At 71.2% G+C, this 24,801-nt stretch carries 10 protein-coding genes and 1 pseudogene; all 11 read right to left on the reverse strand.

Going from position 1 to position 24,801, the window contains the following annotated elements; all coding sequences use genetic code 11:
• Positions 1-87 precede the first annotated feature (87 nt).
• Positions 88-8,700 carry a non-ribosomal peptide synthetase gene (locus QMK34_RS23735; protein ID WP_326416480.1) on the reverse strand — a complete coding sequence of 2,871 codons (8,613 nt, stop codon included), beginning with the start codon at positions 8,698-8,700 and terminating at the stop codon, positions 88-90.
• A gap of 34 nt (positions 8,701-8,734) precedes the next feature.
• Positions 8,735-9,973 (reverse strand): MFS transporter, encoded by a 1,239-nt coding sequence (locus QMK34_RS23740; RefSeq protein ID WP_326416481.1) that lies wholly within the window; start codon positions 9,971-9,973, stop codon positions 8,735-8,737.
• A gap of 26 nt (positions 9,974-9,999) precedes the next feature.
• Positions 10,000-11,181, reverse strand: a complete 1,182-nt coding sequence (locus tag QMK34_RS23745; protein ID WP_326416482.1) for a cytochrome P450 — start codon at positions 11,179-11,181, stop codon at positions 10,000-10,002.
• The gene (locus tag QMK34_RS23750; RefSeq protein WP_326416483.1) at positions 11,162-11,926 is read right to left on the reverse strand and encodes a thioesterase II family protein; all 765 of its coding nucleotides are present in this window, start codon (positions 11,924-11,926) and stop codon (positions 11,162-11,164) included. Before QMK34_RS23750 ends, QMK34_RS23745 begins: the two co-directional genes overlap by 20 nt.
• On the reverse strand, positions 11,923-12,222 hold the full coding sequence (locus QMK34_RS23755; RefSeq protein WP_326416484.1) for a phosphopantetheine-binding protein: 300 nt from the start codon (positions 12,220-12,222) through the stop codon (positions 11,923-11,925). Before QMK34_RS23755 ends, QMK34_RS23750 begins: the two co-directional genes overlap by 4 nt.
• 25 nt (positions 12,223-12,247) lie before the next feature.
• Entirely contained in the window at positions 12,248-12,442 is a 195-nt protein-coding gene (locus tag QMK34_RS23760) for an MbtH family protein (protein WP_326416485.1), read from the reverse strand.
• Positions 12,443-12,459: 17 nt separating this feature from the next.
• The gene (locus tag QMK34_RS23765; protein WP_326416487.1) at positions 12,460-16,842 is read right to left on the reverse strand and encodes an amino acid adenylation domain-containing protein; all 4,383 of its coding nucleotides are present in this window, start codon (positions 16,840-16,842) and stop codon (positions 12,460-12,462) included.
• A complete protein-coding gene (locus QMK34_RS23770; RefSeq protein WP_326416489.1) occupies positions 16,839-21,602 on the reverse strand; it encodes a non-ribosomal peptide synthetase in 4,764 nt (1,587 codons plus the stop codon). Before QMK34_RS23770 ends, QMK34_RS23765 begins: the two co-directional genes overlap by 4 nt.
• 62 nt (positions 21,603-21,664) lie before the next feature.
• Positions 21,665-22,948 carry a glutamate synthase-related protein gene (locus QMK34_RS23775; RefSeq protein WP_326416490.1) on the reverse strand — a complete coding sequence of 428 codons (1,284 nt, stop codon included), beginning with the start codon at positions 22,946-22,948 and terminating at the stop codon, positions 21,665-21,667.
• The gene (locus QMK34_RS23780) at positions 22,945-23,949 is read right to left on the reverse strand and encodes an asparagine synthetase A (RefSeq protein WP_326416492.1); all 1,005 of its coding nucleotides are present in this window, start codon (positions 23,947-23,949) and stop codon (positions 22,945-22,947) included. Before QMK34_RS23780 ends, QMK34_RS23775 begins: the two co-directional genes overlap by 4 nt.
• Positions 23,946-24,801, reverse strand: a pseudogene (locus tag QMK34_RS23785) (methylaspartate mutase); the annotation flags it as partial. The gene QMK34_RS23780 and the pseudogene QMK34_RS23785, both read right to left, overlap by 4 nt.

The following is a 24,801-nucleotide window of genomic DNA, read 5'->3' on the forward strand; positions in this document are numbered from 1 at the left end:
GAGTTGTGGTCTCTCGCGCGTGAGACACCACAACTCGTCGACGAGTCGCGAGGGGGAAAGCGCCCTTCAGTCACTTGTTCCGCAGTCTTAGGCCATTCTGGTGAGCCATTCGGCGAGCTGGGTTCCGATCTGTCGCAGTGGGGCGGGCTGGGTCAGTTCACCGTGACGGGCGTCCACTTGGTGGACCGCCAGCTGCCCGGAGACGTACGGCTCCCAGGCGGCGGGCAGCGGGGAATCGGCGTGACGGCCTTCGGTCGCCTGGAAGAACAACGCGTCTCCCCGGTAGCCACCCGGCTGATGCTGCCGAGCCAGTGAACTGTTGTGCGCGAACACATCCGGCATCGCCGCCACCGCCTTCGGCGCCAAGGAGGCGAGCGGGCCACCGGCCGCGTTCAGCATCGAAGTGAACTCCGCCCGGCCCAACGGCGCCGAGTCCGGCCGAGCGGAGAGGTCGTGCCCGAGCGAGAGCAGCAGCGCGGCCAGTGTCTCCCGCTCGTCGGGCTCCTCGTCCGGCGGCGTCGTGGGCGGGTAGCCGTCCAGCATGGCCAGCAGCCCGACCTCCTCACCCTGTTCCTGCAGCTGGACCGCCATCGCGTGCGCGACCTGGGCGCCGAAGGACCAGCCGAGCAGGTGATAGGGGCCGCTCAGGCGCACCTGGCGGATCTGTTCGAGGTAGTCCTTCGCCAGCTCGTCCACTGTGGCCGGGCGGTGGTCGGGTTCGGTCAGGCCGCGCGACTGCAGGCCGTACACACCGCGAGCGGGATCGACGTGGGCGAGCAGCCCCGCGTAGACCCAGCTGACCCCGGCCGCCGGGTGGACGCAGAACACCGGCGCCCGGTCGCCGCCTTCCCGCAGCGGCAGCAGGACGGCGAGGTCGTCGCGATCCGTGCCGGTCGCGGTGCCGGTGCTCAGCCGTTCGGCCAGCCCGGCGACGGTCGGGGTTTCGAAGAGCACCCGGATGCCGAGCTCGGCGCCCAGCTCCCGGCGGATCAGGCTGATCAGCCGGGCCGCCAGCAGCGAATGCCCGCCGAGGTCGAAGAACCCGTCGTCGATGGACACCTCCGCCACGTCCAGCACGTCCGAGAACAGTCCACAAAGGATCCGTTCCCCGGCGTTGCGGGGCGCCCGGCCCGCCGCCGCCACGGCCCTGACAGGGGCAGGCAGGGCGGCCCGATCGAGCTTGCCGTTCGGGGTCAGCGGCAGCTCGTCGAGCACGACGAACGCCGAAGGCACCATGTTCCCTGGCAGGAACGCCTCCGCGTGGACCCGCGGCGTGGCGTCACGCTCGGCCGCCAGGTAACTCACCAGTTCCGGGTGGCCGGGCCGGTCTTCACGCAGCACGGTGATCACCTGCCGCACCCCAGGGCAGCCGCCGAGCACGGCGTCGATCTCGCCGAGTTCGATCCGCACGCCCCGCACCTTCACCTGGTGGTCCGCGCGGCCGAGGAAGTCCAGTCTGCCGTCGGGGCGCAGGCGGACGACGTCGCCGGTGCGGTACATCCGCTCCCCCGGCCCGCCGAACGGATCCGCGACGAAGGTGCGCGCGGTCAGCCCCGGCCTGCCGAGGTAACCCCGGGCCAGCCCGGATCCGGCCAGGTAGAGCTCGCCCGGCACCCCGGCGGGAACCGGGTTCAGCGCGCGGTCCAGGACGTACACGCGGGTGTTGGGCACGGGCCCGCCGATGTCCGGCAGGTCTTCGCCGTCCGGCGCGACGTCCCCACCGGTGGCCATCACACTGCACTCGGTCGGGCCGTAGCCGTTGACCAGCCGGAAACCCATCCCGGGGGCCGGACGGCGACGCAGCCGGTCGCCACCGGCGACCACCACCCGCAGCCGGGTGGACACGAGCGCGGGCTCGTCGAGCAGCAGTTCGAGCCGCGGTGTCGGCAGGAACGCCAGCGTGATCCCGGACTCGCCGAGCCACTCCGCGAGCGCCCCGGTGTCGTCCAGGGCACGCTGCGGCGGGAGGTGCACCGACGCGCCCGCGGTGAGCAGCGGCCAGGTCTCGAACACCGCGGCGTCGAAGCCCAGCGCGGCGATCTGGCTGGCCCGGTCCGCGGGGGTGACCCCGAATTCCCGGTGGTACCAGGCACAGAGATGGGCGAGCCCGGTGTGGTCGAGCACCACGCCCTTCGGGGTGCCCGTGGAACCGGAGGTGTAGATGACGTACGCCGCGTCTCGCGGTGTCAGCTCGACCGGCGGGGCTTCGACGGGCCGGGCCGCGATGGCAGCGGCTTCGGCGTCGAGGCAGAGCACCGCGGTGTCCGTGCCGGTGACCCGCTCGGCCAGGTCACGCCGCGTAAGCACGACCGGGGCGGCGGCGTCGGCGAGCATGAACGCCAGCCGGTCCGCCGGATAACCGGGGTCGAGCGGCACGTACGCACCCCCGGCCCGCAGGACCGCGAGCTGGGCGACGATCTGGTCCAGGCCACGCGGCAGGCAGACGCCGACCAACGTGCCGCGTCGGACTCCCGCGTCGAGCAGGTGCCAAGCCAGCTGGTTGGCCTGGCGGTTCAGTGCGGCGTAGTCGAGTTCGCTGTCTCCACACCGGACAGCGACCCCGGTGGCGTGGGCGTCGATCTGGTCAGGCACCAGCCGCCGTTCGCCGAAGTCCACTGGCGCGAGGGCGGCGAGCAGCTGTTCGCGTTCCGACGGTGCGAGCACCTCGAGCCTGCTGATCGGGCGGTCCGGCTCGGCCACCGCGGCGGTGAGCAGCCGGACCAGCCGAGCCACGAGGCCACGGACGGTTCCCCGGTCGAAGACGTCGGTGCGATAGGTGAGTCCGCCGCCAAGGCCGGTCGCCGCACCGGGTGCGAGTTCGTGCAGCGACAGCGCGAGGTCGAACCCCGCCGTCCGGACACCGACCGGTTCGTCGGTGACGTGCAGGCCGGGCAGTTCGAGTTCCGCGTCGTCGTTGTTCTGCAGGACCAGGAGCACCTGGAACAGCGGGTGCCGCGTCAGCGACCGGGCCGGGTTCAGCTCGTGCACCAGCCGCTCGAACGGCACGTCCTGGTTGGCGAAGGCACCGAGGTCGGTTTCGCGGACCCGACCGAGCAGCTCGCGGAAACTCGGCTCGCCCGCGGTGTCGACCCGCAGGACGAGGGTGTTGACGAAGAAGCCGATGAGGTCGTCGAGGGCCTCGTCGGTGCGGCCCGCGATCGGCGTGCCGATCGGGATGTCGTCCCCCGCGCCCAGCCGGGTGAGCAGGGCCGCGAACGCGGCCTGCAGCACCATGAACAGCGTCACCTGGCTGCCCCGCGCCAGATCCAGCAACCCGCTGTGCAGCTCCGCGCCGATCTCCACCGGCACCGAGTCGCCACCGTGCTCGGCCACCGTGGGCCGCGGCCGGTCGAACGGCAAGGCCAGTTCCTCCGGAAGCCCCGCCAGTGCCCCGCGCCAATAGGCCAGCTCAGCACCGAGGACCGACTCCGCGTCGTCCGGGTCGCCCAGTACTTCGCGCTGCCAGAGCGTGTAGTCGCGGTACTGCACCGGCAACGGCGTCCAGGTCGGCGCCTCACCGCCGGTGCGCGCGGTGTAAGCGGCGGAGAGGTCGCGGACCAAGGGGCCCATCGACCAGCCGTCGCTGACGATGTGGTGCATCACCAGTACCAGCACGTGGTCGTCCTCGGCGAGGGCGAGCAGCTCGGGCCGGAACGGGACGTCGGTGGTGAGATCGAACGTGGTGGCCGACGCCGTGTCCAAGGCCGCGGCCAGCTCGTGTTCGCCGATCGTGTGCACCTCGAGCGGGACCGTGGCGCGGCCGAGAACCTGCTGACACGGCTGCCCTTCAAGCTCCGGGAAGATCGTGCGCAGTACTTCGTGCCGGTCGCTGACGTCCGTGAGTGCCCGCGACAGCGCGTCCCGGTCGAGGCCGCCGCGCAATCGCAGGGCACAGGTGACGGCGTAACCGGCGTTGCGGCCGTCGAGCTGGTTGATGAACCACAGTCGTTGCTGGGAATGGGAAAGCGGCACCCGGTCGGGCAGCGGGCGGGGTCGAAGCGCGGGCCGCACGGCCCGGCCGTGGTCGAGCTGGGCCGCGAGGCCCGCCACTGTCGGCTGCTCGAACAGGTCCCGGATGCTCAACTCGACGCCGAGCGCGGAGCGGGCCCGGCTGATCAGCCTGGTCGCCAAAAGCGAGTGCCCGCCGAGGTCGAAGAACCCGTCGTCGATGCCGACCAGGTCGGTGCCGAGCACGTCCGCGAACAGTCCACAGAGGATCTCCTCGCGGGCGTCCCGTGGGCCGCGCGACGAGACCGACGCGGTGTGGTCCGGCACCGGGAGCGCCTCCCGGTCCAGCTTGCCGTTCGGCGTCCTCGGCAGCTCGGCCAGCGTGACGAACGCCGACGGCACGAGGTGCCGCGGCACGAAGGCGGCCAGATGGGCACGCAGCTCGGCCGGGTCGGCGTCTCCGACGACGTAGGCCACCAGCCGCTGGTCACCGGGACGGTCCTCACGCAGGAGGACGACCGCTTCACGGACCTGGGGGTGCTCACCGGCGACGGCGGCGATCTCGCCCAGCTCGACGCGCAGGCCGCGGATCTTGACCTGGTCGTCGGTGCGGCCCAGATAGTCGAGCAGGCCGCCGGGCGTCCAGCGCGCCAGGTCGCCGGTGCGGTACATCCGCGCTCCGGGCTCGCCGAACGGGTCGGTCACGAACCGCTCGGCGGTCAGCCCGGCGCGGTGCAGGTAGCCGTCCGCGAGCTGGTGGCCGGCGAGGTAGAGCTCCCCCGGCACCCCCGGCGGCACCGGGCTCAGACGTCCGTCCAGCACGTACGCGCGGGTGTTCCACACCGGACGTCCGATCGGGACCGGCCCGGACCCGTCGTGCCCGGTGGCGAGGTGGGCGGTGGCGTCGACCGCGACCTCGGTCGGGCCGTAGAGGTTGATCAGCTCGGCGGGCCACGTCGCCGCGCAGCGGGCCGTGAGGGCGGCGGTCAGCGCCTCCCCGCCGCAGAACACCTGGCGCAGGGACGCGCAGCCAGGGTCGGGCAGGCCGAGGATCGCTTCGAGGATGCCGGGCACGACGTACAGCACGGTGACGCGCTCACGCCGGATCACGTCGACCAGGTACGCCGGGTCGCGGTGCCCGTCGGGACGGGCGATCACCAGGGTGGCGCCGAACAACAGCGGGCGGAAGAACTCCAGCACCGAGACGTCGAAGCTCGACGGTGTCTTCTGCAGGACGCGGTCATCGGCGCTCAGCGGGTACTCGGCCTGCATCCACCGGAGGTGGTTGACGACGCCCGCGTGGGACATCAGCACGCCCTTCGGCCGTCCGGTCGAGCCGGAGGTGTAGATCACGTACGCGGGATGATCCGCCGTGACCATCGGCAGCGGGCCGTCCCCGGCAAGCTCGGTCTCGGGGGTCAGGACCAGCGTGGGGCGGGCGTCGGCGAGCATGAACGCCACCCGGTCCGCGGGGTAGTCCGGGTCCACCGGCAGGTACGCGGCACCGGCGCGATGCACCGCGTGCAGCGCGACGACCAGCTCGATCGAGCGCGGCAACGCGACTGCCACCACGTCACCGGGACGTACTCCCCGGCCGGACAGCGCACGTGCCAGCGTCTCGACCCGGGCGTCGACCTCGGCGTAGGTCAGCGACTCGCCCTCGAACACCAACGCCGTCGCGTCCGGAGTCCGCGCCACCTGCTGGGAGAACAGTTCCGGCAAGGTCCCAGCGGAAGATTCGACGGAGGTGGCGTTCCAGTCGGTGAGCTGACGTCGCTCCACAGGGGACAGCAGCTCGACAAAGTCCACAGGGGAATCCGGGGCCGTCGCCACCGCGACGAGCAGACGGACCAGGCGGTCGGCGATGAGCTGGGCCGTGCGGTGGTCGAACAGGTCGGTGGCGAACTCGAGGCAGCAGCCGAGTCCGCCTTGGCGCAGCTCCTCGACGGTCAGGTTCAGGTCGAACTTGGCGGTGCCCGATACCGTGTCCTCGGCGTGCACGGTCAAGCCGGGCAACGTCAAGTCGTCTTCAAAACCCGCTCCGAGGAACGAGAGCAGCACCTGGAACAGCGGGTGCCGGGCCAGGACCCGAGCCGGGTTGAGCGCCTCGACCAGCCGCTCGAACGGCAGGTCCTGGTGCGCGTAGGCGCCGAGGTCGGTGTCCCGGACGCGGACGACGAGGTCGCGGAACGTCGGCGCGCCCGAGGTGTCGGTGCGCAGGACCAGGGTGTTGACGAAGAACCCGACCAGCCCGTCGAGGGCCTCGTCGGTGCGGCCCGCGATCGGCGTGCCGATCGGGATGTCGTCCCCCGCGCCCAGCCTTGTCAGCAGCGCGGCGAAGGCGGCCTGGATGACCATGAACAGCGTCGCCTGGTTCTCCCTGGCCACCGCGAGCAGCGCGGTGTGGGTGTCCGGGTCGATCTGCGCCGAGACCGTTTCCTTGCGGTGGGAGGGTTGCGCCGGACGGGGACGGTCCGCCGGGAGCGTGAGTTCGTCGGGCAACCCGGCCAGCGTGTCGGTCCAGTACTGGAGCTGGAGATCGGCGAGGCCGCCGAGCAACTCGGTCTGCCAGAGCGTGTAGTCCGCGTACTGGATCGGCAGCGGAGCCCACTCCGGTGTCTCCCCGGCAAGCCTGGCGCTGTACGCGGTGGCGAGGTCGGCCAGCAGCGGTCCGGTCGACCAGCCGTCGGCGGCGATGTGGTGCAGGCACAGGACCAGCACCGACTCGGTCTCGCCCGCCACGAACAGTTGCGCGCGCAGCGGGATCTCACCGGCCAGGTCGAACGCGCCGCTGCCCGCGGCCTCGGCTCGTGCGGACAGCTCGCCGACGTCGCATCGGACGACAGTGAGCACGACACCGATCTCGTCGGCGGGCAGGATCTGCTGCCAGGGCGTGCCGTCGGCCACCGGGAACACGGTACGGAGGGTTTCGTGCCGGAGCACCAGGTCACGGCAAGCGGCGGCGAGCGCTTCGACGTCCACTGGGCCGGTCAGCCGCAGGGTGAGCGGGATGTTGTACGCGCGGTCCTGGCCCTCGATCCCGGACAGGAACCAGAGCCGTTGCTGCGCGAACGACAGGGGCAGCCGATCCGGACGTGACGACGGCACGAGCGGCGGGCGGATGGTGCCGGGCGTCTGGGAGTCGAGGGTGGCCAGGATGCCCGCGACGGTGGGGGCGCGGAACAGCGCGCGGACGCCCAGTTCGACGTGCAGCGTGGCACGGATGCGGCTGATCAGCTGGGTGGCCAGCAGCGAGTGGCCGCCGAGGGCGAAGAACCCGTCGTCGAGGCCGACGGTGTCGAGCCCGAGTACGTCGGCGAACAGTCCACAGAGGATCTCTTCGCGCACGGTCCGCGGGCCGCGGGACGGCCTGGCCTCCACGGCGGTGCCCTGCCGCGCGGCGGCCGGGAGCGCGTCGACGTGTTCGACGTCGAGTGTGCTCAGTGGACAGTCCGGGCCGTCCAGCGCGGCGTCGAGCAGCCGGACCAGCATCTCGGCCATGGATTCCACAGTGGACCGGTCGAACAGGGCGGTGGCGTACTCCAGCTGGCACGAGACGCCGTCCGGGCGCCCCTCGGCGGTGTAGCGCTCGGCGAACACGACGCTCAGGTCGAGCTTCGCGGTCGCGACGTCCATCGGCATCGGCCGCACGTCCAGGCCAGGCAGGCTGACCTCGCTGCCGTCTTCGTGCTGCAGGACGACCATGACCTGGAACAGCGGGTGCGCGGTCGCCGAACGGTCGGAGCCGAGCTTGTCGACGAGGCGGTCGAACGGGACGTCCTGGTGGGCGTAGGCGTTGAGGTTCGTGTCCCGCACCCGGCTCAGTAGCCCGGCGAAACTCGGGTCGCCACCCACGTCGGTGCGCAGCACCAGGGTGTTCACGAAGAACCCGATGAGGTCGGCCAGTGCCTCCTCACCGCGTCCGGCGACCGGCGTACCGAGGACGACGTCGTCCCCGGCGCCCCACCGGTGCAGCAGTGCGCTCAACGCCGTCTGCAGTCCCATGAACGGCGTGCACCGCGCGGCCCGCGTGACGTCGAGCAGCCGGGCGTGCAGGTCGGCGGGGAGTTCCACCGCGACGAGCCCGGCCTCCGCGGAAGTCTCGCCGGTGCGGTGCGCGGGCAGGACCATCCGCTCCGGCACCCCGGCCAGCCGCTCGGTCCAATAAGCCAGCTGGGCGGAAAGCAGGCTGCCCGGATCGTCCTCGGTGCCGAGCACCTCGCGTTGCCACTCGCTGAAGTCCAAGTACTGCACGGGAAGTGGCTCCCAATCCGGAGCCACCCCGCCGTGGCGCGCGGTGTAGGCCTCGCCGAGGTCGCGGCCCAGCGGTCCGAGTGACCAGCCGTCGCAGGCGATGTGGTGCAGCAGCACCAGCAGGACGTGATCGTCCGCGCCCAGCTCGATCAGCGTGACCCGCACGGGTAGTTCGGTGGCCAGGTCGAACGACCTCCCGGTGGCCTCCGCCAGCGTCGCGGCCAGGGCGTCCTCAGTGGACGGTACGACGTCGAACGGCAGCCGGTCCACCGCGTCGGCCAGCGGGAACACCTGCTGACCTGGCACGCCGCCCTCGACCGGGATCACCGTGCGCAGGACCTCGTGCCTGCCGAGGACGTCGGCGAGCGCGAGCCGGAGCGCGCGGCGGTCGAGTTGTCCGCGCAGCCGCAGCGGGAACGGGACGTTGTAAGTGGCGCTGGGGCCTTCCAGCTGGTCCAGAAACCACAGGCGCTGCTGGCCGAACGACAACGGACGCACGGGAAGGTCCCTTCACTGGGTACCGGAGGGGGGTTCAGGCCCGCTCGGTGGGTGGGATACGCAGGGCCTGGGCAGCGGCCACGGGCCCGCCGAAGGCGAGCAGGGCGCTGCAGATCCAGGCGACGGTGGGGGTGGTGAGACTGGCGATGGTGCCGGACACGGCGTAGGCGATCGGCGCGCAGCCGATGCCAGAGAGCGACACCATGGACATCGCGACGCCGAGGCGGTCCATCGGCGCGGCCTGCTGGTAGAGCGTGACCGCGGCCGGGCCGTTCTGCCCGGAGCAGATGCCCAAGGCGACCGCCAGCACAGCCATCACGAGCAGAGACGGCGCGAGGATCATGCCGATCAGCAGGAAACCGATTCCGATCCCGCTGCCGACGAGCCGCACCGAGATCGGCACCCGCTCGCCGAGCACCGCCCCGAGTCCGGCGGAGACCAGTGCGCCCGCGGCCCAGCAGGCGATCAGCAGACCGACCGCGGAGACGTTCCAGCCCCGCTCGATCACGACCTCCGGCAAACCAGGGTTCATCGGCCAGGCGAAGGCGAAGTCCAGGAACAGCCCCGAGAGGAACAGCAACCGCAGCCGCCGGTCGGCGCGCAGCAGCTTGATGCCGTCGCCCGAGCGCTTCCACAGTGGAACGCTGGAGACCGTCCGCGGCGCGACGATCGACTTCGTCGCCGGGGTGAGACAGAGCAGTGAGACCACACAGCCGCCGCAGACGACCATCAGCGCGACGCTCAGGTGCCCGGTCGCGACCAGCCAGGCGCCGAACGGCGACCCGAGGATCGGCGCGAACCTCGCCACCATGGTGCGCACGGAGTTCGCGGTGCTCAGCTTGTCCCTCGGCACCATCCGCGGCATCAGCGTGCCGAACGACGGCGACCCGAGGCCGAGCATCGCGCCCTCCAGCGCGGCGACCACGACGAGTAGCAGCACTGACTGCGTGGACAGCGCGATCGCCACCGCGACCGCCAGCACGACGATCCGGACCGAGGTGGTGCGCAGCAGCACGGCACGGGGGCCGAACGCGTCGCAGATCACCCCACCGAAGATCATCGCGAGCGCTCGCGGCACGGACTCGGCCAGCGTCACCCAGGTGACCGCGGCGGTGCCGGCGAGCTGCGCGGCGGCCCAGACCGCGGCGATGAAGAAGACCTGGTCCCCCAGCAGGGAGACGCCCTGCCCGGTGAGCAGGAGCCCGACCCGGCCCCACATCGTGGCCGCCCGGACCGGTACCTCCGGCGGGGCCTTGACTGGTGCTTCCGACATGACAGAAACCGACCTTCCGTGGGAGCTCAGCGGGCCCGCAGCCGGACCGGGAGCCGGTCGAAGCCGAAGTTGATGATCGAGCGGTTGAACACCGGGTCACCGACCGGTTCGAGCCCGGCGACCTGGTCGGTCAGCGCGGTGTAGATCGCGCCGAGTTCGGCCTTGGCCAGCGGCGCGCCGACGCAGTAGTGCGCGCCGACGCCGAGCGCGAGGTGGCGGTTCGGGGAGCGGTCGAGCAGGAGTTCGCCCGGCCGGTCGAACATCGCCGGGTCGTGGTCGGCCGACCAGGTCCACACCGCGACCTTGTCGCCCGCCTCGATCACCTGCCCGCCGAGCTCGACCTGCCGGGTCGCGGTCCGCAGCACGTGCAGGCCGACCGAGGTGAACCGCAGCAGCTCGTCGGTGGCAGCGCCGAGGTCGACCTCGCCGTCGGCCAGCTGCCGCCAGGCTTCGGGTCGGTTCAGCAGCGTCCAGACGCTCATCGCGGCGGTGTGCCGCACGGTCTGGACCCCGCCGACGACGATGTTGTCGAGGTTGAGCACCACGTCCTCGATCGGCAGCAGCCTGCCTTTGATCCGGTGCGTGGCCAGCGTGCTGATCAGGTCGTCCGAGGGCTCCATGCGACGTTGCATGGCTTTCTCGAACAGGTAAGGGATGAGCTTCTGGTGCCCAGCCCGGCGCGCTTCCGGCGTCTGCGCGAGGAACGCCTCGTCGCAGACCGAAACCACCAGGTCGCGGTCGTCGCCGGGAATGCCGAGCAGGTCGCACATGACCACGAGCGGCACGGTGGCCAGCACGTCGACCAGGTCGACCTCACCGCGCTCGACGGCGTCGGCGACGACGGACGCGGCCAGCTCGCTGATCCGGTCCGCCGAGCCGCGGACGCCCTTCGGCGAGAAGTACGGCAGCACCGGAGCCCGCAGTTCGCGGTGCCGCGGGCCGTCGGACAGCGCCATCATCTTCCCGGCACCCGCCGGAGTCTGGCCCAGCCCGGAGCCCAGCAGCGAACCGCCGGTCGAGCTGTAGGTCGCCGAGTCCATCAGGACCTGGGAGCCCAGCTCGTAGGTGAGCACTGACCACACCGGACCGTCGAGCGCGGTTTCGGTCCGCTGCACCGGTGCCTGTGCCCGGAGCTCGCCGACGATCTCACCGACGTCGGGGCGGGCCCACAGGTCGGGGTCGGTCAGGTCAACGGTGGTGGTGGACACGGTCGCCTCCTCGGGCGTGCAGTGCGCGGAGCAGTCCGGCGGGTCCGGCGGACAGCGGGGTGGCGAGCAGGTGACCGCCAGGCTCGACCGACGTCGTGAACGGGCCGGTCGTGGCGCGGGCCCACCCGGCCATTTCTGCTGGTGGGAGCATCGTGTCGCCCGCACCGGCGACTGCGTGGACGGCGAAGTCCGGCAGCGAATCCGCGCGGTGACGGTAGCTGCGGCAGACGTTCATGTCGGTGCGGATGGTGGCCACGGCCAGCTCGCGGATCGTGTCGTCCGCGGGCAGCGCCGCATCCAGCCCGCACCGGCGGAGCAGGTCTTCCGCGCCGTGGTCGGTCGCGGGGACAGTGCCCGGCCACGCCGCCGGAGCGGACGCGCACGCCGGGACCACGACGTCAGGCCGCAGTTCTCTGGCGACCTCGTAGGCCAGCAGGGCCCCGAAGCTCTGGCCGTAGAACAGCGATCCCGGCCGCAGGTGAGGTGTGAGCCCGCCGGCCACCTCGGACACCAAGGCGTCGAACGTCTCGGGCATCGGCTCGGTATACCGGCCGCCGCGAGCAGGCAGCCGCACCGCCCACACCTCGAGCGCCGGAGCCAGCGCCACGGCCAGCTCGGCGAACGCGGTGACGTCGCCCCCGGCGTGTGGGAAGCACACGACCTGCGGCGTGCCCTCGGCCAGCGGATACGGCCGGTAGACCCAGTCACCGGCCACCAGCGGACGACGGCGGGTCGCGGTGGTCACCGAGTCCCCCGGCGGCCCACCAGCGCGACCACCGGACGGGCAGGCGCGCCGCTCTGTGCGGTCCGGACGGTCTCGGTGAACTCCGCCAGCGTGCGCGCCTCCATCAGGTCACGCAACGACAGGTCGACGGACAGCTTGTCCCGCAACCGGTACACCACCCGGAGCGCGGTGAGCGAATGCCCGCCGAGCTCGAAGAACCCGTCACCCGGCCACACCTGGTCGAGGTCGAGCACGTCGGCCCAGACCTGGGCGACCGTCTGCCCGAGCTCGTCGACGAGCGTCTGCTTCTCGGCCATCTCAACCCTTCCTTCGTTGAAAACGTCAGACACCGAGCGCGACGCGCAGGCTCTTCGGGCGGATGTCGGTCCAGACCTCGTCGATGTGCCGCACGCACTCGTCGCGGGTACCGCTCGCGCCGGTCGGGGTCCAGCCGGCGGGCACGTCGAGCTCGGCGGGCCAGATCGAGTACTGCTCTTCGTCGTTGATGACCACGGTGAAGTCCTTGAACGCGTCCATGGGAGGTCCTTTCTCGGCTACTGAACGGAAATCAGGGGGGTGCGTGCCGCGGCGAGGGCGGCCAGCGCTTCGGTGTAGGCGCTGACGTAGGCGTCGGCGACGTCGTCCGGGACCAGTGAGCGCAGGTGGTCGACGGCCAGGAGGATCCGGTCCGAGGACGGGTCCTGGACCAGCGCGACGCCGAGTGCGAAGTTGGTCGGCTCGTACCGCATGTCCGGCTCACAGCCGATGCGGTCGTCGACGATGCTGGTGGCCGAGCCGTCGAGCCGCCCGAGCGCGTGGAACCGCAGGAAAGCGAAGCACGCTTCCAGCCGGGTGCCGGTCATGTACCGGGCCAGCTGCGCGAACGGCACCCGGCGGTGCGGGAGCAGCGCGACCTCGGCTTCGTGCAGCTCGCGCACGAGGTCCAGGCCCGTCGAGGTGGTCAGGTCGAGCACCAGCGGGACGGTGTTGAGGAACAGTCCGTACGCCTCGGTGCCGTTGCGTTCCTCCAGCCTGCCGTTGACCGAGAGTCCGGTGGTGAGCCGGTCGCGGCCGGTGATCCGGTGCAGCGCCAGGACGTGGGCGGCCAGTGCCGCCGCCTTGATCGGCACCCCGGCGGCTTCAGCGATGGCCTGGAGCTGCGCCGGAGCGTCCGGCAGGAGTTGCTCGACGGTGCGGGGAATCTCCGCGGTGGCTTCCGCCGAGCCCGCGCCGTCGGACCACAGGGCGCCGCTGGCCCCGGTGAGCCGTTCACGCCAGAACCGCTGGCTGGTCTCGGAGTCCGCCGCGGCTTGCTCGGCGGCCACGAAGTCCCGGTAGGTCGAAGCAGGCGGCAGGGCCAGCGGGGCGAACCGGTCGGCGAGCAGCTCGGCGTGCCGTTCGAGGATTTCGGTGAGCAGTGAGGTGAAGCTCCAGCCGTCCAGGATCGAGTGGTGTTCGGCGATGGTCAGCTGGAACGTGTCCTCGGCCAGCCGCTGGGCGGTGACCCGGAACAGCGGGGCGGTCCGCAGGTCGAACCGGGTGGCGCAGTGGGTGTCGAACACCGCCCGCACCGCTTGCTGTTGCGCGGCCCCTGGCAGGCCGCACAGGTCGTCGACCTCGACCGGCGTGGGCGCTTCGGCGTGGACCAGCTGGAGAGGCTGCCGGTAGGTGAAGACGTCGAGGCTGGTGCGCAGCACAGGATGGCGTGCCATGACCCCGGCCACCGCCGCGCGCAGGGCGTGCTCGTCGAGACGGCCGGAAACCCGGTAGCTGTTGACGTTGTGGTAACCGCCGGCGTCGCCGGACAGCTCCATGTGGTAGATCATGCCGACCTGCATGGCGGCCATCGGATAGGCGTCGACGACGTCGTCCGGCAGCGCCTGGCAGTCCATTTCGGACAGTCCGTCGAACGGGACGGCGGGCGCTCGTTCGACGGCACACGGCCGCAGCGACGGAGCGAGTGTCGCCGGGGTCGGCGCGGCGAACAGGTCGGGCAGGGTCAAGGCCCAGCCGTGGTCACGCAGCTTCCCTGCCAGGTGGACCGCGCGGATGGAGTCGCCGCCGAGGTGGAAGAAGTTGTCGTGCACGCCGATGTCCGGCACGCCCAGCACATCCGCCCAAACCTCGGTGAGCAGCCGCTCCCCCGGTGTGCTGGGTGCGACGTAGGCGTTCGGCGAGCTGACCGAACCCGCGGACGGCGCGGGCAGTGCCTTCCGGTCGATTTTGCCGTTGACCGTGACCGGGAGCTTGTCGAGCACGGTCACGGTCGCCGGGATCATGTGCTCCGGCAGCGACTGCGCCAGGAACGCGCGCAGTTCAGGATAGGTCGGCACCGGGCCGGTGACATACGCCGCCAGCCTGTCGTCGTGCACGGTGACCACGCAGCTGTCCACTGAGGAATGAGCGCCCAGCGCGTGTTCGATCTCGCCGAGTTCGATGCGGAACCCGCGGATCTTGACCTGGCTGTCACACCGGCCGACGTATTCCATTCCGCCACCGGCAAGCCTCCGGGCGACGTCGCCGGTCCGGTACAACCGGCCGCCTGAAGTGGGTACGAACCGCTGGGCGGTGAGACCGGGTCGTCCCCAGTAGCCGTCGGCCAGCGCGCCGCCCGCGATGTACAACTCACCGGGGACGCCGACCGGGCACGGCCGCAGCCAGTCGTCCAGCACGTGCGCTGCCAGGTGCGGCATCGGCGAGCCGATCAGGCTGCGCTCGAAGCCGTCCGCGCCGGTCAGGTCGTGGGTGGTGACGTGCACGGTGGTTTCGGTGATGCCGTAGAGGTTGCACAGCCTCGCGGACAGGCCGAGGTCGAACCAGCGGCGAACCACGGCAGGGTCGAGCGCCTCGCCGCCGAGCATCACCCAGCGCAGATCCGGCAGCGCTCGCGAAGCCGATCGCAGCGTGAGTTCGAGCTGGCGCAGCGCGGACGGCGTCAGGCAGAGGCACGTCACCGCCTGTTCGGCGAGCAGGTCGGCGAAGCCTTCCGGCGAACGGCTGACCAGGTAGGGCACCACGACCAGGCGTCCACCGTGGTGCAGTGCGCCCCACAGTTCCCAGACTGTCCAGTCGAAGGCGTAGGAGTGGAACAACGTCCAGACGTCGGTCTCGGCGAAGGCGAAGTGGTCCTGGCCGGAGTCCATCAGGCGGCCGACGTGCTCGTGGGCCACGGCGACGCCCTTGGGCTTGCCCGTGGACCCGGAGGTGAAGATCAGGTAGGCGAGGTCGTCCGGCCGGACCGGCACGCCGGGCCTGCTCGACGGCTGGGCCACGATGGTCTCGCGCTGGGCGCTCAGGTCGAACAACGGCCACGGGCCGACGTCGCCTTGATCCGTGACGACCAGGCGGACGTCGGTGTCGCCGAAGACGAACGCGGCGCGGTCGTCCGGGGCGGCCGGGTCGACGGGCACGTAGGCGGCGCCGGTCTTGAGCACCGCGAGAATCGAGACGACGATCGCGTCGGTGCGGTCCAGGAGCAGGCCGACTCGGTCGCCGTGACGAACCCCGGCCGCGATCAGCGCGTGGGCGAGGCGGTTGGCCCGTGCGTCGAGTTCGGCGTACGACGTCGACTGGCCCTCGTAGGTCAGCGCCGGGCGGTCAGGGAATCGGTCGGCAGCGTTCTCGAAGGACTCGTGCAAGCACCGCGGGCGGGTTTCCACCAACGCGGGTGCGGATTCGACGTCGAGCTCGATCTTCCACAGTGGACGGTCCGGATCGGACAGGACGGCGGCGAGCAGGGTGCGCCAGTGACCGGTCATCCGGTCCACCGTGGACACCTCGAACAGCCCGGTGCTGTACTCGACCTCGCCCCGCAGCTCACCGTCGTCGAAGGTGGACCAGGTCAGATCGAACTTGCTGGTGCCGTTGTGGTGGACCTGCCGGGTCGCCGTCGCCGGGCCGAAGCGCAGCGGTGCGGCGTCCTCGGCGTGCGTGCCGAACACGACCTGGACCAGCGGCGCGTGCTGTGCCGATCGCTCCAGCGCCAGGGTGTCGACCACGACGTCGAACGGGACGTCGAGGTAGGCGTAGGCGTCGAAGGCGGTGTCCCGCACGTGCTCGACGAGCTCACGGAAGGTCGCGGCCCGGTCGACACGCAGCCGCAGCGGCACGATGTTGACGAAGTAGCCGACCAGGTCGGCCAGCTCCGGCCGGTCGCGGGTGGTGACCGGGGTGCCGACGACCAGGTCCTCAGCGCCGGTGTAGCGATTCATGAGGGCGGCGAACGCGGCCAGCTGGACGATGAACGGCGTCGCGTCCTGGGCGCCGGCGAGGTCCTGGACCTGCGCGGCGGTGCCGAGGGGCAGCTCGAACTCCCGGGTGTCGCCGGTGAAGTCCTGCTGGGCCGGGCGGTCGCGGTCGGTGGGCACGGCGAGCCGGGAAGGTGCCCCGCTGAGCTGTTCGCGCCAGTACTCGAGGTGGTCGTCGTAGACCTCGGCGGCCTGTTCCGTGGCGTAGTCGGCGTACTGGGTGGTCAGCTCGGGCAGCACCGGCTCGCGGCCCTCGATCGCGGCGGTGTAGCTCTCGGCCAGCTCGCGTTCGAACACGCCTGCCGACCAACCGTCCCACACGATGTGGTGCACGATCAGGATCAACGTCGTCCCGGACACCAGCGTCGCCCGCAGCAGCGGCCCGATGGTCAGGTCGAACCCGGCGTGCATCTCCTCGTCCAGCGCCGTGTGGTCGGTGCGGCGCAGGGGGATTCGGACGTTCTCGTGGACCGTCTGTTGTGGACCATCCGGCCCGAAGGAGAACGTGGTGCGCAGGGCTTCGTGGCGGTCGATGACCTGGGCGAGGCTCTGTTCGAGGACATCAGGGTCGACGGGTGCGTCGAACGTGAAGACCCAGGGAACGGTGTAGGCGACGGATCCGGGGTTCCAGCGGTCCAGGAACCACAGGCCGCGCTGGAGCCCGGAAACCGGTGCGATACGGCTGTTCACGATCGCTCCTTGTCGGTCTTCGGGAGGCGCAGGGCCAAGGCGCTGACCGTCTTGGCGGCGAACACCAGGCGGGGCGCTACCCGGGTGCCGGTCTCGGCGGACAGGCGCAGTGCGACCCGGACAGCGGCCAGCGAGTTGCCGCCGAGGCGGAAGAAGTTGTCGTGCACGCCGACCGCGTCGGCTCCGAGCACCTCCGCCCAGACTCCGGCGACCAGCCGCTCGGCCTCGGTGACGGCGGGCTTCGTGACGCCGTCGCGTTCGACCGCTTCCGGAGCTGGGAGCGCGGCGCGGTCGAGCTTCCCGTTGGGCGTCAGCGGAAGCGCCGCCAGCACGGTGACGCTGGCGGGGATCATGTAGTCGGGCAGCAACGCGGCCAGGTGGTCGCAGACCTCGGTGTAGCTGGGCGGAGTGTCGGCGAAAGTCGTGAGGTAGGCGGCCAGTTGCGGCTCACCGGACGTGGAGCGCACCACGACAGCGCAGTCCCCGACGCCAGGGAAGCTGCTCAGCGCGGCGGCGACCTCGCCCGGTTCGACCCGGAAGCCGAGGATCTTGACCTGGTCGTCGGCGCGGCCGGTGATGGCCAGGGTGCCGTCGGCGTTGCGGCCGCCGACGTCACCGGTGCGGTACATCCGTGAACCCGGCGGCCCGAGCGGGTCTGGCAGGAACCGGTCCGCGGTCAGCCCCGGCTGGCCGACGTAACCGAGCGCGAGCCCGGCCCCGGTCGTGTAGATCTCCCCCGCCGACGACGGCCGGTACCGCTCGTCGAGGACGTGGACGCCCTTGTTGGCGATCGGGACGCCGATCGGGATGGCCGGAGCCGTCAGGTCGGCGTCCGCGACGACGTGGCAGGTGGTGAAACCCATGCTCTCGACCGGGCCGTAGCCGTTCACGATACGGACGTCCGGATACCGCCCGCTCAGCCGCGCCACGTGCGCCACCGACGCCCGCTCACCGCCGGTGAACACGACCCGCAAGTCGGCGAAGACCTGCGGGAACTCGTCGACCAGGAAGTTGAACAGGCTGGCCGAGAGCTGCAACTGGGTGACGCCGTGGCGGGCGACGAGATCCGTCATCGTCTCGGGGTCGGGCCGCTGGCCCGGGTGCAGCACGCAGGTCCCGCCGAACAGCAGCGAGCCGAACAGCTCGAGGCCGAACGCGTCCCAGGACACCGGCGAGCACTGCAGCCACACCTCGCCGGGCCCGAAGATCGCGTACTCCTGGCCCAGGTAGGTCCCGGCCAGCGCACGGTGGGAAGCCGCGACGCCCTTCGGCCGCCCGGTGGAGCCGGACGTGAACATCACGCAGGCCACCGTGTCGGGCCGGACGTCGATGCCGAGGTCCGAGCCGTCGCCAGAGGCGGCCACGATGAGCTCACGGGTCAGTACGAGCCGTGCGCCGGCGGCGGCGATCGCGTCGGCGCGGCGCTGCTCGGGGAACTCCGGGTCAAGCAGGGTGTACCCGGCTCCCGCCTTGAGCACGCCGAGCAGTCCGGCGACGAGGTCGGCCTCGCGCTCGACGTGCACCGCGACGATCGCGCCCGGGAACACCCCTTCGTCCCGGAGATACCGCGCCACCTGGTTGGCTCGCAGGTTCAGTTCGGCGTAGCTCAGTACGTCCTCCCCAGACACCACCGCGGCGGCGGCCGGGGTGCGGCGTACCTGCTGTTCGAACAGCTCGTGCACCGGGATGTCGAGAGCGACTTCCGCCACGACCTGCGGTTCTTCGTGCACCGGGACATCCGGGTCGGCGACCAGCTCGACCAACGCCGTCTGCCATTCCTCACCAAGCGCGGTGAGTGTGGCGGCCTCGAACAGGTCGGTGTCGTACTCGATCCGGCCGCTGAAGCCGGTGCCGTCGTCCTCCACGGACCAGGACAGGTCGAACCGCGACAGCTCGTTGACGTGCAGCCACCGGGACAGCTCCGCGCCGCCGACTGGCAGCGGGCGGGCACCGGCGTTGTGCATCTCGAAGACCAGCTGGAACAACGGGTTCCGGTCGCCGGAGCGCTCCTGGAGCACCCTCCCGGTGATCTCCTCCAGCGGTACGTCCTGGTGCTGGTACCCACCGAGCGCGACCCCGCGGATGTGGTCGAGCAGATCCCGCAGCGTCGCCTCCCGGTCGATGCGGAAACGCAGCGGGATCACGTTGATGAAGTACCCGACCAGCGCGTCGAGCTCCGGCCGGTCGCGAACGCTGACCGGAGTGCCGAAGACCAGGTCGTCCGCGCCACCGCGCCGATGCACGGCCAGGACGAGCCCGGCGAGCAGCACCATGAACGGCGTCGCGTCCGCGGCCCGCGCGAACTCCCGGATCCCCTCGGCGAGGCCGCTGTCCAGGGCGAACCGGTGGTAGCCACCCCGGTGCACGGGCTCGGCCGGGCGGGGGTGATCGGCGACCAAAGCGGCGTGGGTTGGCGCGCCGCGTAGGTGCTCGGCCCAGTAGTCGAGCTGAGTGTCGGCGAGGCCGTTGTCCCGCAGCCAGGTCGCGTAGTCGCAGTACTGCACGGCGAGTTCCGGCAGCCGAGGCGCGCGGTCTTCGATCAGCGCGGTGTAGTACTCGCGCAGTTCACGATCCAGTACGACGAGGGAGCCTTCGTCCCAGATGATGTGGTGGAAGACCAGCACCAGGCTGGCTGTCTCCGCCGACGTTCGCACCAGCCGGGCGCGCAGCAGCGGTCCGGTTGCCAGGTCGAACGGCCGTTGCGCGTCCGTCCGGATCAGTTCTTCGAGCTGGTCGGACGTCGCTTCGGTGATGGTGAACGGGACGTCGAGCCACTCGTGGATCACCTGTCGCGGCAGCGTTTCCGTGGCCTCGAAGGTGGTCCGCAGTGCCTCGTGCCGGTCGACGACCATCTGCAGCGCGTGCCCGAGCAGACGGGCGTCCAGCAGCCCGCTGAACTCGAACACCCACGGCACGTTGTACGTGGACGTACCCGGCTGCCAGCACTCCGCCAGCCAAAGTCCCTGCTGGAACCGGGACAGCGGCGCCTCCACGGCAGAGGTGCGGACCGGGCCGGGCCGCCCGTGTCCGGGGTCGCCGGTGACCTGGTCGTACACCGCGGCGGCGTACTCACCGAGCGTCGGGGCGTCGAAGATCTTGTACGGCGAGACCGGGCCGAACACCTCGAACACCCGGCCCGCCACCCGCACCGCGGTGAGCGAGTCGCCGCCTAGGTGGAAGAAGTTGTCGTCGAGGCTGACCCGCGCCACCCCGAGCACGTCCGCCCAGATCCCGGCGAGCAGCTCCTCGGACGGCGTGCGCGGCGCCACGTAGGTCGTCTCGGCCTGCGTCGGCTCAGGTAGCGCGACCCGGTCCACCTTGCCCGCCGGGGTCAACGGGAGCGCGTCGAGCACGGTCACGCTCGACGGGATCATGTGCTCCGGCAGCGTCTTCTCCAGGAATTCCCGCACCTCGGGATAGCCGGGCGCTGCTGTGATGGCGACGACGTAGGCGGCGAGGCGGAAGCCGTCCTCCGCCGATCCGCGGGCCACCACTGCGCACGCCGAGACGGCCGGATGCGCGGCCAGTGCGTTCTCCACCTCGCCGAGCTCGATCCGGAACCCGCGGATCTTCACCTGGTCGTCCGCACGGCCCAGGAACTCCAGCTCGCCGTTTGCCGTGCGGCGAACGAGATCGCCGGTGCGGTACATCCGGGCGCCGGTGAAGGGGTCGGCCACGAACCGCTCGGCGGTGAGCCCGGGACGGCCGAGATACCCGGCAGCCAGCGCGTTGCCACCGAGGTAAAGCTGCCCCTCCTCGACCGGCTTGAGCGCGTCGTCGAGCACGTACGCGATCCGGTCGCCGACGGGGCCACCGATCGTGACCGGCCGACCCGCCCGGACCTCGTGCACGGTCGAGGTGATCACGGTTTCGGTGGGGCCGTAGGCGTTGAGCAGCCGGATCCCGGTCAGCTCGGTCCAAGCAGCGGCCACCGCCGGGGACAGCCGGTCGCTGCCGGAGATCATGGTGCGCAACGTCGGCGGTACCGCACGACCGCCGCGCACCGCGGCGACGACGTCGTGGAAGTACCCGGCCGCCACATTGGCGACGGTGACGTGCTCATCCTCCAACAGGCGCAGGAATTCCTCGACGGAGAGCAGCTTCGCGTCGGGCACGACCAGGCAGGCCCCGACGGTGAGCGCCGTGGTGATCTGCTCGATCGCGACGTCCACAGTGGACCGTGCGAACTGGAGGACGACGTCGTCGGAGCGCAGCCCGAACCGAGCGCTGATCGCCTCGACGTGCGCGGCCAAGGGACCGTGCGCGACGGCGACCGCCTTGGGCACACCGGTGGTGCCCGAGGTGTGCACCAGGTAAGCCAGCTGCTCAGCCGCCGCGGGTTGAGGGAGCGCTCCACGCGCCGGGAGGTCGGTTCCGTCGAGCACGAGTTTCGCGCCCGCGTCGGAGATGAGGAACTCGTTCCGCTCAGCGGGCGCGGCAGGGTCCAGTGCCAGGTAGACGGCCCCCGCACGCCAGACGGCGAGCAAGCCGGTCACCTGGTCGAACCGGTCCGCGCTCCGGACCGCGACCACGTCGCCGGGCCGCACACCCGCGCCGACCAGCCGGGAGGCCACGTCGGCGGTCAGCTCGTCCAGCTGCCCGTAGGTGAGCTGACGGCTTCCCGACCGCAGGGCGGTCCGGCCCGGCTGACGGGCGGCGATCCGGCCGACGCGCAACGGTACGGCGACGGCCGGACCGGTCAGCTCGCCGAGGTCGAAAGAGTCGATCGTCACGGCCGGATTCTCGTCCTGTACCGACATGATTGGTTCACCCCGAACTGGCCACAATGGACGGACATGGACTGTGTGCTGATGAGAAAACGCTACGGCGCGGAAACGGGCCGGACCGGCAGGTGAAGCGGCAGTTCTGCGGAAGCAACGTCCGCCGGAAACCAGAGGTCTTCCGCCGCCAGCGCGTCCGGGCGGTACTTGCCCAGCGCGCTGATCAGCAGCCGTGACTCCAGCGCGAGGGCGTCCAGTAGCCGAACCAGGCCCTGTCCCCGGTCCTCGTCGACGGCGATCAGCGCAGCCCGGCCCAGAGCGGCCGCGCGGACACCGAGGGCGAGGGCCTTGACCACGCGGGCGCCCTCCCACATCCGGCCACCGGCCAGCAGGCACCCGCCTGGTTCGCCGATCCGCCGGAGGCACTCCGCCAGCGGGACGCCGACGTGGTCCAGGAACGCCGTCGGCGCCCAGCCGGTGCCACCTTCGGCGCCGTCAACTGTGACCGCGTCCGCACCGGCGGTCCAGGCCACCTGCGCGGCTTGGGCGACGTCACGCCCCGGCGGCAGCTTCACCCAGATCCTGGCGCGCGGGAAGTTGTTGCGCATCAAGCGGATCTGCTGCCGGAGGATCTCGTCGGTGAACGTGCCGGGGCTACCCGAGCGCAGCAGGCGTTCGGGTGAGCCGAAGACGTCCGTGACGGCGTACTGGTCGTCGACCCTGGCCGCAGCCGCCGCGTCGAGCAGGGTCATCCCGCCCAGGCCGGGCTTCGCACCCTGCCCCACCTTCAGCTCGAACCCGAGCCTGCCGGAGGCCAGCAGCGGCTCGGCGGCGGGATCGCTGTAGACGAGGTTCCACACCTCGGCGTCGGCGTCCTCGGTGCTCTGCTGGACCACCACCCCGCCGAGCCCGTCTGGCACCTCCTCCAGGTACGCCCGTACGCGGGTGAGCAGGGCGTTGTTCGCGCTCGCCGCGCCTCGGCCATAGCCATTGACCGGCACCACGTTCTCGCCGATGACCATCGGGATGCCGAGCCGCCCGGCCTGACGGCTCGCCGCGACGGCCAGCTCGGTCCCGCCCAACTGGGTGGACCCGAACGCGGACAGGAACACCGGTAACGACGACGCGAAACCGCCGATCCCAGTGGTCAGGTCGACGTCGGAGAACAGCGGCTCCCGACCGAGCTCGATCAGCTTCTCCAGCCGCAGCGGCACGAACACCGGCGGCACGAGCCGGGCTTGGTCCAGCAAGTCGCCGCTCGCGGGGGTACCGCCGAACACCTCCTGCCCGTAGCTCTCCTCCGGCGGGAAAACGGCGGCCGCACCGCGCGCCGCGCGAGCCCGGACTGCCGCTTCCGGGTAGCCGGAAGCACGCACCGCCGTCACGGCGACACCAGCCCTGGGACCTTCGGGTAGGCGTTGACCTGCCACACCGAGTCGAGCCCGGTGAGGAACCGGACAAGCCGTTCGAGGCCCATGCCGAAGCCCGCGCTGGCCGGGATCCCGGCGCGGACCATGTCGAGGTACCAGGCGTACTTGGCTGGATTCTCGCCGGTCTCACGCATCCGGGTGACGATCCGGGCATACTCGGACTCACGCTCGCTGCCACTGACCAGCTCACCGAAACCACCGGGCGCGATGAGGTCGAAGTTGCGCAGGACACCGGGTTCGGTGGTGCTTTCGCGGTCGTAGAACCCGCGTGAGCCCTTGGGGTAGTCGTCGATGAAGAACGGCTGGCCTGCCTTGTGCGACAGCAGTTCCTCGCCCTCCCAGTCGATCTCCGCATCCGGGCTCTGCGGGTGCCCGAGGCCGTGCAGCTGGGCGACCGCGCCCGCATGCGTCGTCCGGCCGAACGGCTCGTCGAGCACCTCCGCCAGCACCGCGAGGTCGCGGCCGAGGCCGGTCAGCTCGTCGGGCACCGTCGCCAGCACGTGCCCGACGACGTGGGTCAGCAGCCGCTCGGCGACGGCCTGGACCTGCGTCCTGGTCGCGCCCGCCACTTCGATGTCGATCTGGTGGAACTCGGCGAGGTGCCGCCGGGTCGAGCAGGTCTCCACCGGCTCCGCCCGGACGTTCGGCGCGATGTAGAAGATCTTGTCGAACGCGAGCAGCGAGGCCTGCTTGTAGAAGATTCCGCTGGTCATCAGCTTGTAGCGGTGCCCGTAGTAGTCGACGTCGAGCTGTTTCGAGCCGCGGACGCCGGGGTCGGTGACCGGGCCGATCACCGGGGGCAGCAGTTCCACGAACCCTTCCGCGCCGAGGAACGCCCTGGTCGCGATGAGCACCTGGTGCTGCACACGCAACGCGCGCTGGGTCGTCGGCGACGCGAGGTGCACGGGCAGGGCCGGGGGCAGCGCGCCCTCGTTCTCGTCGTAGGTGTCGTTCATTCCGCTCCCTGACTCCCTTCGAGCTCGGCCCCGGCCCGGACGGGCAGGGGCGCGTCGAACTTCCGTTCCACATGCGACAGTGCGGAGATGAGCTCCGCCGAACCTGCCCGGCGCTGGTTGCCCGCCCACGCGGGCGGGCTGATCGGCAGCGCACCGGTGGCAGCCCACTGCAGCCGTCCGTCGTCGTCGATGTAGCTGCGAGCGCGACCGGCGTTGTCCGGGTGCAGGCAGTAAGGGATGTCGAGCCTGCCCAGTGCGAACGCGTCGGGCAGTGACTCGGACAGCCGCTCCCCCAGGTCCAGCACGCCGTCCACCAGCGCTGCGGCCTCGGCGTAGATGCCGGTGTCCACAACGGACTCGCCGGGTGGTCGCGTGGTGGCGGCCGCGATTCTGGCCGCCAGTTCGAGCGCGTCGACGTTCTCCTGGACGGTCGGGATCCGGTAGGCCTCGGCGACCGTCTTCACGATCAGCCGGGCCGCGCCGGACCGCACCGCGAGCCGCGCGGCGGCGGCCAGCAGCCGGTTGGCGCCGTCCGGGGACTTCGGGTAGACGCCCATGTAGGCGTAGATCACCACGTGCCAGTCCAAGCCGGGAAGCCGTTCCGTGGCCAGCCGGCGCAACGCGCGCACGGCCTCCTCGTCCTGACCGGCGTCGGTCTGCTGCGCGTAGCTCAGCGACACGCTGCGGAGGCCCTGCTGGGCGAAGAACATCCCCTCCAGCACGCTGATCGCGACGAGCAGGCTCGGCGGGCAAAGCTGGCCGAGCATGCAGCCGCCGAACGTCTCCAGGTGGGGCTCGGCGCCGTTGTCCCGCAACGCCGCGAGCTGGGCGCACGCCTGGACCCAGTGCCGC

The sequence above is a fragment of the Amycolatopsis sp. H20-H5 genome (assembly GCF_035828755.1).
GTDB lineage: Bacteria > Actinomycetota > Actinomycetes > Mycobacteriales > Pseudonocardiaceae > Amycolatopsis.